This window comes from Mycobacterium sp. URHB0021, from assembly GCF_054057895.1.
Window position 1 is genome coordinate 3,233,405 of sequence record NZ_JBSRZT010000002.1, and the last position, 14,901, is coordinate 3,248,305.

The 14,901-nt window shown below is 67.1% G+C and carries 18 protein-coding genes; 13 read left to right on the forward strand and 5 right to left on the reverse strand.

What is annotated here, in order from left to right; genetic code table 11:
• Positions 1-38: 38 nt before the first annotated feature.
• The 4 genes from ACVWWN_RS18120 to ACVWWN_RS18135 all read right to left on the reverse strand — a co-directional run bounded on the left by ACVWWN_RS18120 (position 39) and on the right by ACVWWN_RS18135 (position 3,555).
• On the reverse strand, positions 39-761 hold the full coding sequence (locus tag ACVWWN_RS18120; protein ID WP_457145091.1) for a sirohydrochlorin chelatase: 723 nt from the start codon (positions 759-761) through the stop codon (positions 39-41).
• Positions 740-1,444 (reverse strand): phosphoadenylyl-sulfate reductase, encoded by a 705-nt coding sequence (locus ACVWWN_RS18125; RefSeq protein ID WP_457145092.1) that lies wholly within the window; start codon positions 1,442-1,444, stop codon positions 740-742. Before ACVWWN_RS18125 ends, ACVWWN_RS18120 begins: the two co-directional genes overlap by 22 nt.
• A gap of 75 nt (positions 1,445-1,519) precedes the next feature.
• Positions 1,520-3,187: a nitrite/sulfite reductase gene (locus ACVWWN_RS18130; protein ID WP_457145093.1), complete on the reverse strand. Its 1,668-nt coding sequence runs from the start codon at positions 3,185-3,187 to the stop codon at positions 1,520-1,522.
• Between the two features lie 104 nt (positions 3,188-3,291).
• Positions 3,292-3,555: an Ms4527A family Cys-rich leader peptide gene (locus ACVWWN_RS18135; protein WP_457145094.1), complete on the reverse strand. Its 264-nt coding sequence runs from the start codon at positions 3,553-3,555 to the stop codon at positions 3,292-3,294.
• Here ACVWWN_RS18135 and hemW point away from each other — a divergent pair.
• From hemW to ACVWWN_RS18155, 4 genes are all read left to right on the forward strand, one after another.
• Positions 3,478-4,653, forward strand: coding sequence for a radical SAM family heme chaperone HemW (gene hemW / locus ACVWWN_RS18140; protein ID WP_457145095.1), 1,176 nt, complete (start codon positions 3,478-3,480; stop codon positions 4,651-4,653). The genes ACVWWN_RS18135 and hemW overlap by 78 nt on opposite strands.
• Before the next feature lie 170 nt (positions 4,654-4,823).
• On the forward strand, positions 4,824-5,339 hold the full coding sequence (locus ACVWWN_RS18145) for a sigma-70 family RNA polymerase sigma factor (RefSeq protein ID WP_457145096.1): 516 nt from the start codon (positions 4,824-4,826) through the stop codon (positions 5,337-5,339).
• Entirely contained in the window at positions 5,336-6,043 is a 708-nt protein-coding gene (locus ACVWWN_RS18150) for an anti-sigma factor family protein (RefSeq protein WP_457145097.1), read from the forward strand. Before ACVWWN_RS18145 ends, ACVWWN_RS18150 begins: the two co-directional genes overlap by 4 nt.
• A 122-nt stretch (positions 6,044-6,165) precedes the next feature.
• A complete protein-coding gene (locus ACVWWN_RS18155) occupies positions 6,166-6,969 on the forward strand; it encodes a DUF998 domain-containing protein (protein WP_457145098.1) in 804 nt (267 codons plus the stop codon).
• A 17-nt stretch (positions 6,970-6,986) separates the two neighbouring features.
• On the opposite strand, the gene ACVWWN_RS18160 is transcribed toward ACVWWN_RS18155, so the two are convergent.
• Positions 6,987-7,301 carry a type II toxin-antitoxin system VapB family antitoxin gene (locus tag ACVWWN_RS18160; RefSeq protein ID WP_457145099.1) on the reverse strand — a complete coding sequence of 105 codons (315 nt, stop codon included), beginning with the start codon at positions 7,299-7,301 and terminating at the stop codon, positions 6,987-6,989.
• A gap of 157 nt (positions 7,302-7,458) precedes the next feature.
• Between ACVWWN_RS18160 and hrcA the strand changes: the two genes are divergently transcribed.
• The 9 genes from hrcA (at position 7,459) to era (ending at position 14,900) form a co-directional block, all read left to right on the forward strand.
• Positions 7,459-8,490: a heat-inducible transcriptional repressor HrcA gene (gene hrcA / locus ACVWWN_RS18165; protein WP_457145100.1), complete on the forward strand. Its 1,032-nt coding sequence runs from the start codon at positions 7,459-7,461 to the stop codon at positions 8,488-8,490.
• A gap of 39 nt (positions 8,491-8,529) precedes the next feature.
• A complete protein-coding gene (dnaJ, locus tag ACVWWN_RS18170) occupies positions 8,530-9,678 on the forward strand; it encodes a molecular chaperone DnaJ (RefSeq protein WP_457145101.1) in 1,149 nt (382 codons plus the stop codon).
• A gap of 5 nt (positions 9,679-9,683) precedes the next feature.
• Positions 9,684-10,430: a 16S rRNA (uracil(1498)-N(3))-methyltransferase gene (locus tag ACVWWN_RS18175; protein WP_457145102.1), complete on the forward strand. Its 747-nt coding sequence runs from the start codon at positions 9,684-9,686 to the stop codon at positions 10,428-10,430.
• A gap of 12 nt (positions 10,431-10,442) precedes the next feature.
• Entirely contained in the window at positions 10,443-10,697 is a 255-nt protein-coding gene (locus ACVWWN_RS18180) for an MMPL family transporter (protein ID WP_457149177.1), read from the forward strand.
• A gap of 89 nt (positions 10,698-10,786) precedes the next feature.
• Positions 10,787-11,851: a PhoH family protein gene (locus ACVWWN_RS18185; RefSeq protein ID WP_457145103.1), complete on the forward strand. Its 1,065-nt coding sequence runs from the start codon at positions 10,787-10,789 to the stop codon at positions 11,849-11,851.
• A 10-nt stretch (positions 11,852-11,861) separates the two neighbouring features.
• Positions 11,862-12,398: an rRNA maturation RNase YbeY gene (ybeY, locus tag ACVWWN_RS18190; RefSeq protein WP_457145104.1), complete on the forward strand. Its 537-nt coding sequence runs from the start codon at positions 11,862-11,864 to the stop codon at positions 12,396-12,398.
• A complete protein-coding gene (locus ACVWWN_RS18195; protein WP_457145105.1) occupies positions 12,395-13,687 on the forward strand; it encodes a hemolysin family protein in 1,293 nt (430 codons plus the stop codon). Before ybeY ends, ACVWWN_RS18195 begins: the two co-directional genes overlap by 4 nt.
• Positions 13,684-14,001 carry a cytidine deaminase gene (locus ACVWWN_RS18200; RefSeq protein WP_457145106.1) on the forward strand — a complete coding sequence of 106 codons (318 nt, stop codon included), beginning with the start codon at positions 13,684-13,686 and terminating at the stop codon, positions 13,999-14,001. Before ACVWWN_RS18195 ends, ACVWWN_RS18200 begins: the two co-directional genes overlap by 4 nt.
• Entirely contained in the window at positions 13,998-14,900 is a 903-nt protein-coding gene (era, locus tag ACVWWN_RS18205) for a GTPase Era (RefSeq protein ID WP_457145107.1), read from the forward strand. The genes ACVWWN_RS18200 and era overlap by 4 nt, the downstream gene beginning before the upstream one ends.
• The last annotated feature ends 1 nt before the right edge of the window (position 14,901 follow it).

The following is a 14,901-nucleotide window of genomic DNA, read 5'->3' on the forward strand; positions in this document are numbered from 1 at the left end:
TCTGCCACGTCAGCCGACGTGGCCTCAGGTCACGACAGCTAAGCCGCGGCGCGTCCGGCGACCGCTTCGTCGAAGCGATCCAGCACCGTCTCGGCCACCAGTCGGTGCGGGCCTAATGGCTGGGCCATCAGAAGCTGTTGTGTCCGTGCGTATCCGGCGACCCGGTCGGTGATCCGGCCGTGGGCCAGGAACCACGGCGCGATGACCAATCGGGTCGCGCCGCGGCCACGCAGGACATCGGCGGCCTCGGCGAGGGTGGGGTGCGGCCCGGTGGCGAACGCGACGGTGGCCGTCCACCTCGTGTGCGCCACGAGATGGTCGGCGACCAGGGCGGTGCGCGCATTGGCTTGGGGGCTCGAAGAGCCCACCGCGGTGACAAGCACTCCTACGTCGGGGTCGAGTTGGGAGACGCCGGCGTGTGCCAGGCGTTGCCGAAGCACCGCGACCAGCCGGTCGTCCTCGCCGAGAACGTCGGCCTGCCGGGCGGCCTCCCCGGATGCGCCGATCATCGCGGGGATGTCGACGCGGGCGTGGTACGCGTCGGCCAGCAGCAGCGGCACCACGACGGCATCGCGGCCGGTTGCGGACAGTACGTCACGGAGATTCGGGGAGTTCTGCTCGCAGAACGCCACCGTGACGTCGATATCGCGCCGCACTCTCCGGATGGTGTCCGCAACCGCATGCGCCGACGCCGCCGAGCGCGGATCGGCGCTGCCGTGAGCGGTCAGGACGAGAGTTTTCACGAAGCGTGAAGCCCGCATTCCGTTTTCGACAGGCCCGCCCAGCGGCCGCTGCGCGGATCGGCACCCTCGGCCGGCTTGGCCGTGCAGGGGGCGCAACCGATCGACGGAAAACCCTCGAAGACAAGGGGATTGACCAGCACTCCGTTGTTGTCGATGTAGTCCTGCATGTCTTCGTCGGACCACGCCGCCAGCGGATTGATCTTCACCAGGCCGAAAGCGTTGTCCCAGCTGATGAACGGCGCATTGGCCCGCGTTGGCGCCTCGACACGGCGGATGCCGGTCACCCATGCCGTGTACCCGCGCAGCGCCTTGCCCAGCGGCTCGACCTTGCGCACGCGGCAGCACTCGTTCGGCTCGCGGGCGAACAGGTCCTTGCCGAGCAGCTCGTCCTGTTCGGCCACCGAGTTCTCGGGCGTGACGTTGACGATGTTGATGTCGTAGACCGCCTCGACGGCGTCACGGGTGCCGATGGTCTCGACGAAGTGATAGCCGGTGTCGAGGAACAGCACGTCCACCCCGGGATGGACCTTCGTGGCCAGGTCGACGAGCACCGCATCCTGCATGTTGGAGGCGACCACGTAGTTTCCGCCGAAGTTCTCGTCGGTCCAGCGCAGCAGGTCCGTCGCGTCGGCACCGTCGAGTTCGGCGGCACCGCGCTCGGCTAGCTCGCGTAGGTCGGCCTCCGTCAACGAACTCGTCATCTGTCCTCCACTCATCGCCGTTGTCCGCTCTTCGCGCAAGCGCTCATCGCCGTTGTCCGCTCTTCGCGCAAGCGCTCATCGCAAGTCCGCCTCGTCTGCTCTCAGCGCCCAGGTGGCGAAACGCTCACCATGCTCGCGTTGTTTCACGAAATTACGAACGATTCGGTCGATGTAGTCACCCAGCTCGCTGGACAACACCTTGTGCTGGCGTAATTTGCGGCCGAAACCGCTGTCCAGGCCTAGGCTGCCGCCCAGGTGCACCTGGAAACCCTCTTCGGGTCCATCGCCGTCGTCGACCATCTGCCCCTTGAATCCGATGTCAGCGACCTGGATCCGGGCGCACGAGTTCGGGCAACCGTTGATGTTGATCGTCACCGGGACATCGAGCTGGGCGTTGATGTCCTCCAGCCGCTTCTCCAACTCCGGGACGAGAACCTGAGAGCGTTTGCGGGTCTCGGCAAAAGACAGCTTGCAGAACTCGATGCCGGTGCAGGCCATCAGATTGCGACGCCAATGCGACGGCTGCGATGGCAACCCGAGCGCGTCGAGGCCCTCGCGCAGCTCGTCGAGTTTGTCGTCGGGAACATCGAGGATGATCAATTTCTGGTACGGCGTGAACCGGATGCGGTCACTGCCGGCCGCCTCGGCAAGGTCGGCGACCTTGCTCAGAATGGTGCCCGACACCCGGCCCGCGATCGGCGCGGCGCCGACGGCGTTGAGGCCGTTCTTGAGCTTCTGCACGCCGACGTGATCGATCGGGCGCACCACCGGTTCTGGCGCAGGGCCGTCGATGAGTGGCCGCTTCAGGTACTCCTTTTCGAGAACCTCCCTGAATTTCTCGATGCCCCAGTCCTTGATCAGGAACTTCAGCCGAGCCTTCGCGCGCAACCGCCGATAACCGTAGTCGCGGAACACCGACACCACGGCCTCCCAGACGTCCGGCACTTCGTCCAGGGGCACCCAGGCGCCGACGCGCTGCCCCAGCATCGGGTTGGTCGACAGGCCGCCGCCCACCCAGAGGTCGAGCCCCGGGCCATACTCGGGGTGGTTAACTCCGACGAACGCGACGTCGTTGACCTCATGGACCACATCCTGCAGACCCGAGATCGCGGTCTTGAACTTGCGCGGCAGGTTCGAGTACTCCGGCTTGCCGATGTAGCGGCGCACGATTTCATCGATGGCCGGCGTGGCGTCGAGCACCTCGTCGAGCGACTCGCCGGCCAGCGGCGAGCCCAGCACCACGCGTGGGCAGTCACCGCAGGCCTCGGTGGTCTGCAGCCCGACGGCGTCGAGGCGCTTCCAGATCTCCGGCATGTCCTCGACCTGGATCCAGTGGCACTGCACGTTCTGGCGGTCGGAGATGTCGGCGGTGTCGCGGGCGAACTCCGTCGAGATTTCGCCGAGTGTGCGCAGCGCGGCCGTCGTCAGCGCGCCCCCGTCGCAGCGGACCCGCAACATGAAGTAAGAGTCCTCGAGCATGTCCGTGTTCTCGTCACCGGTCCACGTGCCGTCGTAGCCGGGCTTGCGCTGTGTATACAGGCCCCACCAGCGGAAACGACCGCGCAGATCGCCCTTGTCGATGGACTCGAAGCCGCCCTGGGCATAGATGTTTTCGATGCGGGCGCGTACGTTGAGCGGGTTGTCGTCCTTCTTGGACTGTTCGTTGGGGTTGAGGGGCTCGCGGTAGCCGAGCTTCCACTGTCCCTCGCCACGCGGACGCTTGACGGGTTTGGCTGTGGTCATGTGATTGGGCTCCTTCATGGAGCCGGATCGCGCGTATCACCGGGAGCTGTCCGGCGGCGCAGATCCGGCGGCCAGCTGAAAGTACAGGTGGGCAGGTCAGCGCGTTAGGGCAGACAACAACAGGTACAAACGCGCTTGAAATCGACATGCCGCCGAGCCACCAGCGAGACGCGGTGAAGTAAATGGGCGGCGATCACGTTCTTAATTCTGCCACGGATCCCCGCCATGGCCCTAACCGGGCGAGATTTGCGCTCAGGATGAGCGAAAGTCGCCTCTGGGAGACTGGCTGCATGACCGTCCAGACGGCACCTGCGGAACTGCCCGCCCTGGTGCCCACACCCGGGCGGGCGTTCGGCATCTATGTCCATGTGCCGTTCTGTGCGACCCGCTGCGGCTATTGCGACTTCAACACCTATACGCCCACCGAACTGGGCGGTGCAAACCCCGACGGTTGGTTGGCGGCCCTGCGCACCGAGCTCGGGCTGGCCGTCGGCCGCCTTGGTTCGGCGCCGCCGGTCGACACCGTATTCGTGGGCGGCGGAACGCCCTCCCTGCTGGGCGGATCCGGCCTGACTGCGGTACTCGACGCGATCCGCGATCACTTCACCCTTGGGCCCGGCGCCGAGATCACCACGGAGGCCAACCCGGAGTCCACCTCGGCGGAGCTGTTCGACCAACTCCTTGTGGCCGGCTACACCCGGGTGTCGCTGGGCATGCAGTCGGTGGCGCCGCACGTGCTGGCGGTGCTGGACCGGGTGCACTCGCCGGGCCGTGCGCTCTTGGCCGCCCAGCAGGCCCGCACGGCCGGGTTCGGCCACGTCAACATCGACCTGATCTACGGCACGCCGGGGGAGTCCGACGACGATCTCCGACGCTCGGTCGACGCAGCCGTCGAGGCGGGCGTCGACCACGTATCGGGTTACTCGCTGATCGTCGAGGACGGCACCGCGTTGGCGCGCCGGGTGCGGCGCGGGGAGATCGACGCCCCGGACGAGGACACACTCGCCCGGCGCTACGAACTGCTGGATGCGCGGCTTTCCGACAGTGGTTTCGAGTGGTACGAGGTGTCCAACTGGAGCAGGCCCGGTGGCGAGTGCCTGCACAATCTGGGCTATTGGAACGGCGGCGAATGGTGGGGTGCCGGGCCGGGCGCGCATGGCTTCGTCGGCGCGACTCGATGGTGGAATGTCAAGCATCCCAACGCCTATGCCGAAGCTCTGAACAATGGCACACTGCCGGTGGCCGATTTCGAGCGGCTCGATCCCGACACCCGACACTTCGAGGACGTGATGCTGCGGCTTCGGCTGCGAGGCGGACTGCCGGTATCGGTGCTGAGCGACGGCGAGCACGACCGTGCCGCGGCCGTCATCGATGACGGCCTGCTCGCCGTCGATGGCGACCGACTGGTGCTCACCGACCGCGGCCGCCTTCTCGCCGACGCCGTGATCCGCACGCTGCTCGACTAGGTCGCTGAGTCGCCAGTCTGTGCGGATGCCGCCGTCCGACGCGCCGCCGTCGACCTGCGCCGAGCGCGGAAAAATCCGTTCAAAGTCCTTTGAACGAAATGCGCATATCGCATCGTTGTGGTCATCGAAGGCAGGCCGAGAACTGAAGAAGGATGCGCGGTGCATGAGACATGAGTGACGATTCCGAGCAGGCGGCGCTGCTGCGGGCCGTGCATGACGAGCACAGTCAGCCGCTGTTGCGCTACTGCTTACGACTGACGCGTGGTGATATGCCGTTCGCCGAGGATGTGGTTCAAGAATCGCTGCTGCGGCTGTGGCGCAAGCCCGAGATTCTGCAGCAGCCGACCGAGAACGTGCGCAAGTGGTTGTTCACGGTGGCTCGCAATCTCGTGATCGACGACCGGCGCAGCGCCAGATATGTCCGGGAACTGCGTACGGATGTGGTTCCCGAGCGAGCGACGCCCGATGTGATCGGCCCGGCGTTCGACAAGTGGATACTGTCTGATGCGTTGTTGTCACTCAGTCCAGAACACCGCAGTGCGATAGTCCGCGCCTACTATTTGGGCCAGACCGTCGCCGACATCGCACAACAGGAACAGATTCCCGAGGGCACGGTCAAGTCCCGCCTTCACTACGCGCTACGCGCATTGCGAATCGCATTGCAGGAAAGGGGGGTTGTTCGGTGACCAACTTCATGCCCAACGACGACCTCGCCGAATGGGACGCCGCCTACATTCTCGGGGCGCTGAGCCTCGAGGAGCGACGGATCTATGAAAGCTATCTCGAGGAGAACCCGGCCAAGGCGTCTGATCTCGCTGATCTCGCGGGGATGCCCGGCATCTTGAAGGCACTCAGCCGTGAGGAGGCGGTAGCACTGACCGACCTCGCGGGGGCCGCACCCGATGTGGCGGTGCCCGATCCGATTCCGACGCTGGCGCAGGCGGCGGCCAGGCGCAAGCAACGGTCTCGACGGATCCTGATCGCGACGGTGGTTTCCTCGGCGGCCGCGCTGCTGATCGCCGGCGGAATCGTCGGGGCGACCACGTTCCCGCGTTCGCAGCCCGCCACGGAGACGGTCGCGATGCAGGCGATGCAGCCGACCCCGCGCGACGGACTGACCGCCGAGCTCGCCGTCACCCAGAAGAAGTGGGGCACCGAGCTGAACTGGGCATGCCAGTACACCAAGGACTGGTCGAGGAACGTCAAGAGCTACGACATCGTGGTGACGACCCACGACGGCGTGCAGACGGCGGTGGGTTCCTGGAAGCCGTCCGGCGACGAGGCGACGGGGCTGTCGGCCGCGACGAGCATCCCGGCATCGCAGATCCGCACCGTCGACATCCGCGAGACCGGGACCGACGAACCGCTGGCCATCACCACGCTGAGGTAACAGGCGTCACCGTGACGGGCGCCACGGATCGGAGCCGACGGGCGCCCGTTACGTAGCCCCTCTTGTCGCCGAGCGGATCCACCGGCTGGTCGGGTCTGCCATCGTCCGAGCGGTGTGACGCGATGGCGCGCACCGACCGCGGCGTCTTCTCCGGCGCGCGCTGGACCTGCTGGAATCGAGCCTCGGCAGCCCGGGGAGCGGTGACGGGTGCGAAACGGGGCGGCCCTGTCCAACTGACCGGGACCGTTGCCCTACCGTTGGTTGCCGTGGTGGACGCCGCGGTGTCGAAGAAGCGGTCGGGCCTGGCGATATGCGCCGTGCTCTGGCTGGTCGCCGGGTTCGCCTACGTCGTGTTCGAGGCGATGGCAGCCATCGCGATCAAGCCGACGTACAGCTATGCCGGCAACTACATCAGCGCGCTCGGCGTACCCGCGTGGTCACCGCTGGCCTGGCTGATGAACGGTGCGTTCTACCTGCAGGGTGCCTTGTTCCTGACGGGCGCCGTGGTGTTGGTCCGCGCCGTCGGGCGCGGCGGTGCACTGTTCCTCGTGCTCACCGCGGCCAACGCCGTCGGCAACTTCCTCGTTGCGACGGTGCACGGTGGGTCACCGCTGGCCGCCGGGAACGGCACGTATCTGCACGGGGCCGGTGCGCTCATGGCGATCCTCGGGGGCAACGCGGCGATCGTGGCCGGGTCGGCGATCGTCGCGCGTGCCCTGGGCGGTGGACGGTTCTATCGCGCCGCGTCACTACTGATTGCCGCGGTGGGGTTCGGATGCCTCGTGATGCTGATGAACTACAGCAATTGGGCATACCCGATCGCACCGGTCGGCGTCATCGAACGATCGGCCGTTTATTCGATCATCGCCTGGCAGATTCTGAGCGGCGTCGTGCTGCTGGCGCCCGCGAGTCGCTCCCGCGCCTAGGGTTGCTACGCATGGGCTCACGCGCCGGCAGGGGAAGGCATGTCCATATCGAACACCCTGGCGTGCAGCACGGTGCGGTTCCGCAGCGCGGCCCGCACGGCACGGTGCAGCCCGTCCTCCAAGTAGACGATGCCCTTCCACCTCACGGCGTGCGGGAAGAGGTCGCCGTAGAACGTCGAATCCTCGGAGAGCAGCCGGTCCAGTGCCAGCACCGTCGTCGTGGTGACCAGTTCGTCGAGACGAATCTGGCGCGGCGGGATCTGTGCCCACTGTCGGTAGGACAACCCGTGATCGGGGTATGGTCGGCCCTCGCGAACGCCCTTGAAGATCATCGCGGGGCAACCCCGGCTGTCTTCACTTGGGTGGGCCTCACGACCCAAAGGCTAGTCGCAACTTGCGCGTCCGCCACGCAAAGAGGCGCTCGCCGGGTATCGCCGCTGTTGATGACCGTAAAATGGAGGCGAACTCAGCCGGAGGAGCAGGTGAACCATGGGTAGTGCCGACGATCGACGCTTCGAGGTGCTTCGCGCCATCGTCGCCGACTTCGTGGCCACCAAGGAGCCGATCGGGTCGAAGACCCTTGTCGAGCGCCACAACCTCGGGGTTTCCAGCGCAACGGTCCGCAATGACATGGCGGTGCTGGAAGCCGAGGGCTACATCGCGCAGCCGCACACCAGCTCCGGCCGGGTGCCCACCGAAAAGGGCTACCGGGAATTCGTCGACCGGCTCGACGACGTCAAGCCCCTGTCCTCGTCCGAGCGGCGCGCGATCCTGCGATTCCTGGAGTCGGGCGTCGACCTCGACGACGTGCTGCGCCGCGCGGTGCGTCTGTTGGCCCAGTTGACCCGGCAGGTCGCCGTGGTCCAGTACCCGACGCTGTCCACGTCGTCGGTGCGCCATCTCGAGGTGGTCGCGCTCACGCCCGCGCGCCTGCTGCTCGTGGTGATCACCGATTCCGGCCGCGTCGACCAGCGCATCGTCGAACTCGGCGACGCCATCGACGAACACGAGCTCGGTCAGCTGCGTGATCTGCTCGGCCAGGCGCTGGACGGCAAACCGCTGGCGGCTGCGACCGTGGCGGTGTCCGACCTGGCATCGCATCTGAACGGCCAGGGCAGCCTGGCCGACGCAGTCGGCAGGTCGGCGACGGTGCTGGTCGAGACGCTGGTCGACCACACCGAGGAGCGCCTGCTGCTGGGCGGAACCGCCAACCTGACCCGCAACACCGCGGACTTCGGCGGTTCGCTGCGCTCGGTGCTGGAAGCGCTCGAGGAGCAGGTGGTGGTGCTGAGGCTGCTGGCGGTGCAGCAGGAAGCCGGTAAAGTCACCGTGCGAATCGGTCACGAGACAGAGGCCGAGCAGATGCTCGGCACCTCCGTCGTGAGCACCGCATACGGCAGTTCTGGCAAGGTGTACGGCGGTATGGGCGTGCTGGGGCCCACCCGGATGGACTATCCGGGAACTATCGCTAACGTCGCTGCGGTTGCTCTTTATATCGGTGAAGTCTTAGGGAGCCGATAGCCGCCGGCCGGCGGCTCTTCGGCGTGGGAAAGGTCAAGCGTGGCACGCGACTACTACGGCATGCTCGGGGTGAGCAGGGGTGCGAGTGATTCCGAGATCAAGCGCGCCTATCGCAAGCTGGCCCGTGAACTGCATCCGGACGTCAACCCCGACGAAGAAGCCCAAGCCCGGTTCAAGGAGATCAGCGTCGCCTACGAGGTGCTGAACGACCCGGAGAAACGGCGCATCGTCGACCTGGGCGGAGATCCTCTCGAGTCGGTCGCCGCGGCCGGTAACGGCTTCGGCGCCGGCTTTGGTGGGCTCGGTGACGTTTTCGAGGCATTCTTCGGCGGCGGGGCGGCGTCCCGCGGCCCGATCGGACGCGTCCGACCGGGCTCCGATTCCCTGCTCCGGATGCGTCTCGACCTCACCGAATGCGCCACCGGCGTGACCAAGCAGGTCACTGTCGACACGGCCGTGCTGTGCGATCTGTGTCAGGGCAAGGGCACCAACGGCAAGACCACCCCCGTCGCCTGCGACACCTGCGGGGGCCGCGGCGAGATCCAGACCGTCCAGCGGTCGCTGCTCGGCCAGGTGATGACGTCACGGCCGTGCCCGGTCTGCGGGGGTGTGGGCGAGGTCATCCCCGATCCCTGTCACCGGTGCGGCGGCGACGGGCGCATCCGGGCGCGCCGCGAGATCAGCGTGAAGATCCCTGCCGGGGTGGGTGACGGCATGCGGGTAAGGCTTGCTGCACAGGGCGAGGTCGGTCCCGGCGGGGGACCGGCGGGCGACCTGTATGTCGAGGTCCACGAGAAGGCGCACGACGTGTTCGTCCGCGACGGCGACGATCTGCACTTCACCATTTCGGTGCCGATGGTCGACGCCGCGCTGGGCACGACGGTCACGGTCGACGCGATCCTCGACGGGCCGACCGAGATCACCATTCCCGCGGGCACCCAACCCGGTTCGGTCACCACGCTGCGCGGACACGGTATGCCGCACCTGCGCTCCGGCGTGCGCGGCGATCTGCACGCGCACATCGAGGTAGTGGTGCCGTCCCGGCTGGACCACGACGACATCGAACTGCTGCGCAAGCTCAAGGAGAACCGCACGCGTGACGCCGCCGAGGTGCGCTCGACGCAGAGCGCGTCGCCTCAGGGCGGTGGACTGTTCAGCCGGCTACGCGAAACCTTCACCGGCCGCTGAGTTCCGTGACCCAAGGGTTGTTCTACGTCGACAAGGTGCCCGACGTCGGTGAGATCGCGGTGGTCGATGGCGATGAGGGCTTCCACGCGGCCAACGTGCGGCGGATCCGCCCCGGCGAGCACCTGGACCTCGGCGATGGTGCGGGCACGCTGGCCCGGTGCGTGATCGAGGACGTGGGCAAGGGGCGGCTGTCGGCACGGGCACTGGACCGCCGGACCGTTCCCATCGCCGCACCGACCGTCACGGTGGTGCAGGCGCTGCCCAAGTCCGATCGCTCGGAGTTGGCCATCGAACTGGCCACCGAGGCGGGTGCGGACACGTTCGTGGCCTGGCAGGCCGCGCGCTGCGTGGCCCGCTGGGACGACCAGGCCCGGGTCGACAAGGGACTGCGCCGCTGGCGGGCGGTGGCCCGCTCGGCGGCGCGGCAGTCCCGCCGTGCGCACATCCCGTCGGTCAGCGGCGTGGTGTCGACCAACGAACTCGCCGAACGGATCCGGGACGTCACCTTCACGACCGTGCTTGTCCTGCACGAGTCGGCGGTCGTGGTGATCACCGAACTCCCGGTGGCGCAGGCGGATTCGCTGGTGTTGATCGTCGGGCCGGAAGGCGGTATCGCCGACGACGAACTCGCTGCCCTCTCGGCCGCCGGGGCTTCGCCGGTTCGGTTGGGGCCGACGGTGTTGCGAACCTCGACGGCCGCCGCGGTGGCGCTGGGCGCATTGGGCGCCCTGACGCCGCGATGGCGGCGGTGACCACCTCCCTCAATCGGATCGGATTACCACCTGCTGCTGGTGTCCCGGTTCGAGGACGAGATGCCGGGAGGCCTGAAACCGGCATCATCCGTGCGATGGGCGGATCCGGCAGTGGTCACCGCGGCCTGCCTGGTGTTGGCGCTGACCATGGTCTCGGTGGTGATCAGCGATTTGCTCGGGCGTTGGTTCCGGTGGCCGGTCAGGGTACGCACGCGTCCGGCCCGTCGGGGGCCGGTTCCGGCCCTGACCGGGGTCGTCGTTGGTTAACGGTTGGGAGGTGACGCCGCCCGGCGGTAAACTGGCCACTCGACAGCACCACCCGGCCAGAAACACCGAAAGTAGGCAGAAAACCCCACGTGACGCCCCGCGAGACAAACGCCGACTCGGACGCACCGGTTCGCAGCGGCATCGATGTTCCGCCCGACCTCGTCGTGGGACTGCTCGGTTCCGCCGACGAAAATCTGCGCGCCCTCGAGCGCATTCTGGCCGCCGACATCCACGTGCGCGGAAATGCGGTCACCCTCTCGGGTGAGCCGGCCGATGTCGCGCTCGCCGAGCGAGTGGTCTCCGAACTCGTCGCGATCGTCGCCGGCGGTCAGACCCTGACGCCGCAGGCGGTGCAGCACAGCGTCGCCATGCTCACCGGTACCGGAAACGAGTCACCCGCCGAGGTGCTCACCCTCGACATCCTGTCGAGGCGGGGCAAGACGATCCGGCCCAAGACCCTCAACCAGAAGCGCTATGTCGACGCGATCGACGCGCACACCGTCGTGTTCGGGATCGGGCCGGCGGGTACCGGCAAGACCTATCTGGCGATGGCCAAGGCGGTCAATGCATTACAGACCAAACAGGTCAACAGGATCATCCTGACCCGCCCAGCCGTGGAGGCCGGGGAGCGGCTGGGCTTCCTGCCCGGCACGCTCAGCGAGAAGATCGATCCCTATCTGCGGCCGCTGTACGACGCGCTGCACGACATGATGGATCCCGAATTGATCCCGAAGTTGATGAGCGCCGGAGTGATCGAGGTGGCCCCGCTGGGGTACATGCGCGGCAGGACCCTGTCGGACTCGTTCATCATCCTCGACGAGGCGCAGAACACCACCGGCGAGCAGATGAAGATGTTCCTGACCCGCCTGGGGTTCAACTCCAAAATCGTTGTGACCGGCGATATCACGCAGGTCGACCTCCCCGGCGGGTCGAATTCGGGCCTGCGTGCCGCGATGCGGATCCTCGACGGCATCGACGATATTCACTTCGCCGAGTTGACGAGCGCCGACGTGGTGCGGCACCGGTTGGTCGCCGAGATCGTGGACGCGTATGCCAAGTTGGAGGAGCCCGCACTCATGAACCGGGCGCAGCGGCGCTCCTCCGGAACGGGACGGTCGGCGACGTCGAGTACCGCCGGCCGGTCCAGGCGGTAACGGGACAACCATGAGCATCGAGGTGTCCAACGAGTCGGGCATCGACGTTTCCGAAGAGGAACTGATCAGCGTCGCCCGATTCGTCATCCGCAAGATGAAAGTGCATCCGTCGGCTGAACTTTCGATGGTTCTGCTCGACACGGCGGCGATGGCCGATCTCCACATGCGCTGGATGGACCTGCCCGGTCCGACCGACGTGATGAGCTTTCCGATGGACGAGCTCGAACCCGGCGGCCGGCCGGACGCGCCCGAACCGGGGATGGCCATGCTCGGCGACATCGTGTTGTGCCCCGAGTTCGCCGCTACCCAGGCCACCGCCGCGGGGCACACCCTGGGCCAAGAGCTCGCGCTGCTGACCGTGCACGGTGTGCTGCACCTACTCGGCTACGACCACGCCGAACCGGACGAGGAGAAAGAGATGTTCGCCCTGCAGCGCCAACTGCTCGAGGAGTGGGTGGCCGACCAGGTCGAGGCGTACCACCAGGACCGCCAGTCTGAGAAAGACCGGCGGCTGTTGGACAAGTCCCGATATTTCGACGAACCGTGACAGGCTTCGGGCAGCTGATCGTCGCGATCGTCCTGATCGGTTTCGGCGGACTTTTCGCGGCCATCGACGCCGCAATCAGCACCGTGTCGGTCGCCCGCGTGGAGGAACTCGTCCGCGACGATCGGCCCGGTGCGCAGCGCCTCGCCAGGGTGATGTCCGAGCGTCCGCGCTACATCAACCTCGTCGTCCTGCTACGCATCACGTGTGAAGTCAGCGCGACGGTGTTGCTGGCCGCCTACCTGGATGGCCATCTCGGCGTCAAGTGGGGCCTGGTGGCCGCGGCCGCCATCATGGTGGTGGTCAGCTTCGTGGCGATGGGTGTCGGCCCGCGAACCATTGGCCGGCAGAATGCGTACACCATCGCGCTGGTGGCTGCGCTTCCGCTGCAGGCGATTTCGGTGCTGCTGACCCCGATCAGCCGGTTGCTGGTCTTGATCGGCAACGCGCTGACACCGGGCCGGGGATTCCGCAACGGTCCGTTCGCATCCGAGATCGAGCTGCGCGAAGTCGTCGACCTGGCCCAGCAGAGCGGCGTGGTGGCCGACGACGAACGCCGGATGATCCAGTCGGTGTTCGAACTCGGCGACACCCCGGCGCGCGAGGTGATGGTGCCGCGCACCGAGATGGTCTGGATCGAATCTGATAAAACCGCGGGTCAAGCCACGTCATTGGCGGTGCGGAGCGGTCATTCCCGGATACCGGTGATCGGTGAGAACGTCGACGACGTCATCGGCGTGGTGTACCTCAAGGATCTCGTCCAGAAGACGTACTACTCGACCAACGGCGGCCGCGACACCAGGGTGTCGGCCGTGATGCGACCCGCGGTGTTCGTGCCGGATTCCAAACCGCTCGATGCGCTGCTGCGCGAGATGCAGCTCGACCGGGTCCACATGGTGCTGCTGGTCGACGAATATGGCGCGATCGCGGGCCTGGTCACCATCGAAGACGTGCTCGAGGAGATCGTCGGCGAGATCGCCGACGAGTACGACACCGATGAGGTTGCCCCGGTAGAAGAGCTGGGGGACAAGCGGTATCGCGTCTCGGCCCGGCTGCCCATCGAGGATCTCGGCGAGCTGTACGACATCGAGTTCGACGAAGATCTCGACGTCGACACGGTCGGCGGGCTGGTCGCCCTCGAACTCGGTCGCGTCCCGTTGCCGGGCGCCGAGGTGACCTGGGACAAGCTGCGGCTGCGCGCCGAGGGCGGCCCGGACCATCGCGGCCGGGTCCGCATCGGCACCGTGCTGGTCAGCCCGACCGAGATGGAACCCGAGGAGGCCGACGCATGAGCGAACTCGACGCCGAGGATGCCAAGCTGGTGACGCTGGCCCGGGGTGCGATGGCCCGCGCCGAGGCGGGCAGCGGGGCCGCGGTGCGCGACGCCGACGGCCGTAGCTACGCAGGCGCCCCCGTCGCGCTGAATTCGCTCGAGCTGACCGCGCTGCAGGCCGCCGTCGCCGCCGCGGTGTCCAGCGGCGCAACGGGTTTGGAGGCCGCCGTGCTGGTCGGCGGCGCGGCCGAGGACGTGGGCATCGCGGCCGTTCGCGAGTTGTCCGAGGGCGCGGCCGTCATCGTCACCGACCGGGCGGGCAACGTGCTGTGACCGACGAATTCCGTTCGGGCTTCGTCTGTTTCGTCGGCAGGCCGAACACCGGAAAGTCGACGCTGACGAATGCGCTCGTCGGCACGAAGGTGGCGATCACGTCGAACCGGCCGCAGACCACCCGCCATACCATCCGCGGCATCGTGCACCGGGAGAACTTCCAGATCATCCTCGTCGACACCCCCGGTCTGCACCGTCCCCGCACGCTGCTCGGGCAGCGGCTCAACGATCTGGTGAAGGACACCTATTCGGAGGTCGACATCATCGGCCTGTGTCTGCCGGCCGACGAAAAGATCGGACCCGGCGACCGGTGGATCCACGAGCAGATCCGCACGGTCGCGCCCAGGACCACGCTCGTCGCCGTCGTCACCAAGATCGACAAGGTGGGCCGCGACCGGCTGGCGGCGCAATTGGTTGCCGTGAGCGAACTGGTCGGGCCCGACGCGGAGGTCGTGCCGGTGTCGGCGACCTCCGGTGAGCAGCTCGACGTGCTGACCGGCGTGCTCGCCGCTCAGCTGCCGCCCGGCCCGGCGTTCTACCCCGACGGCGAGCTCTCCGACGAGCCCGAAGAGGTGCTGATGGCCGAGCTGATCCGCGAGGCCGCCCTGGAAGGTGTGCGCGACGAGCTGCCGCACTCGCTGGCCGTCGTCATCGACGAGGTCAGTCCGCGCGAAGGTCGCGACGATCTGATTGACGTGCACGCGATCCTGTTCGTCGAACGCGACAGTCAGAAGGGCATCGTGATCGGTAAGCGCGGTGAGCGGCTGCGTGAGGTCGGCACCGCCGCGCGCACGCAGATCGAGAAGCTATTCGGCACGAAGGTGTATCTGGACCTGCGCGTCAAGATCGCCAAAAACTGGCAGCGTGACCCCAAACAACTTGGCCGGCTTGGGTTCTAGG

Bases quoted from the DNA above. Each gene is read 5' to 3' on its own strand.
- ACVWWN_RS18130 (WP_457145093.1), bottom strand. From the start codon at position 3,187: ATGACCACAGCCAAACCCGTCAAGCGTCCGCGTGGCGAGGGACAGTGG.
- ACVWWN_RS18135 (WP_457145094.1), bottom strand. From the start codon at position 3,555: ATGGACATAGATGCCGAACGCCCGCCCGGGTGTGGGCACCAGGGCGGG.
- hrcA (WP_457145100.1), top strand. From the start codon at position 7,459: ATGGGTAGTGCCGACGATCGACGCTTCGAGGTGCTTCGCGCCATCGTC.
- ACVWWN_RS18125 (WP_457145092.1), bottom strand. From the start codon at position 1,444: ATGACGAGTTCGTTGACGGAGGCCGACCTACGCGAGCTAGCCGAGCGC.
- hemW (WP_457145095.1), top strand. From the start codon at position 3,478: ATGACCGTCCAGACGGCACCTGCGGAACTGCCCGCCCTGGTGCCCACA.
- ACVWWN_RS18200 (WP_457145106.1), top strand. From the start codon at position 13,684: ATGAGCGAACTCGACGCCGAGGATGCCAAGCTGGTGACGCTGGCCCGG.
- ACVWWN_RS18145 (WP_457145096.1), top strand. From the start codon at position 4,824: ATGAGTGACGATTCCGAGCAGGCGGCGCTGCTGCGGGCCGTGCATGAC.
- ybeY (WP_457145104.1), top strand. From the start codon at position 11,862: ATGAGCATCGAGGTGTCCAACGAGTCGGGCATCGACGTTTCCGAAGAG.
- ACVWWN_RS18155 (WP_457145098.1), top strand. From the start codon at position 6,166: ATGGCGCGCACCGACCGCGGCGTCTTCTCCGGCGCGCGCTGGACCTGC.
- ACVWWN_RS18160 (WP_457145099.1), bottom strand. From the start codon at position 7,301: ATGATCTTCAAGGGCGTTCGCGAGGGCCGACCATACCCCGATCACGGG.
- ACVWWN_RS18120 (WP_457145091.1), bottom strand. From the start codon at position 761: ATGCGGGCTTCACGCTTCGTGAAAACTCTCGTCCTGACCGCTCACGGC.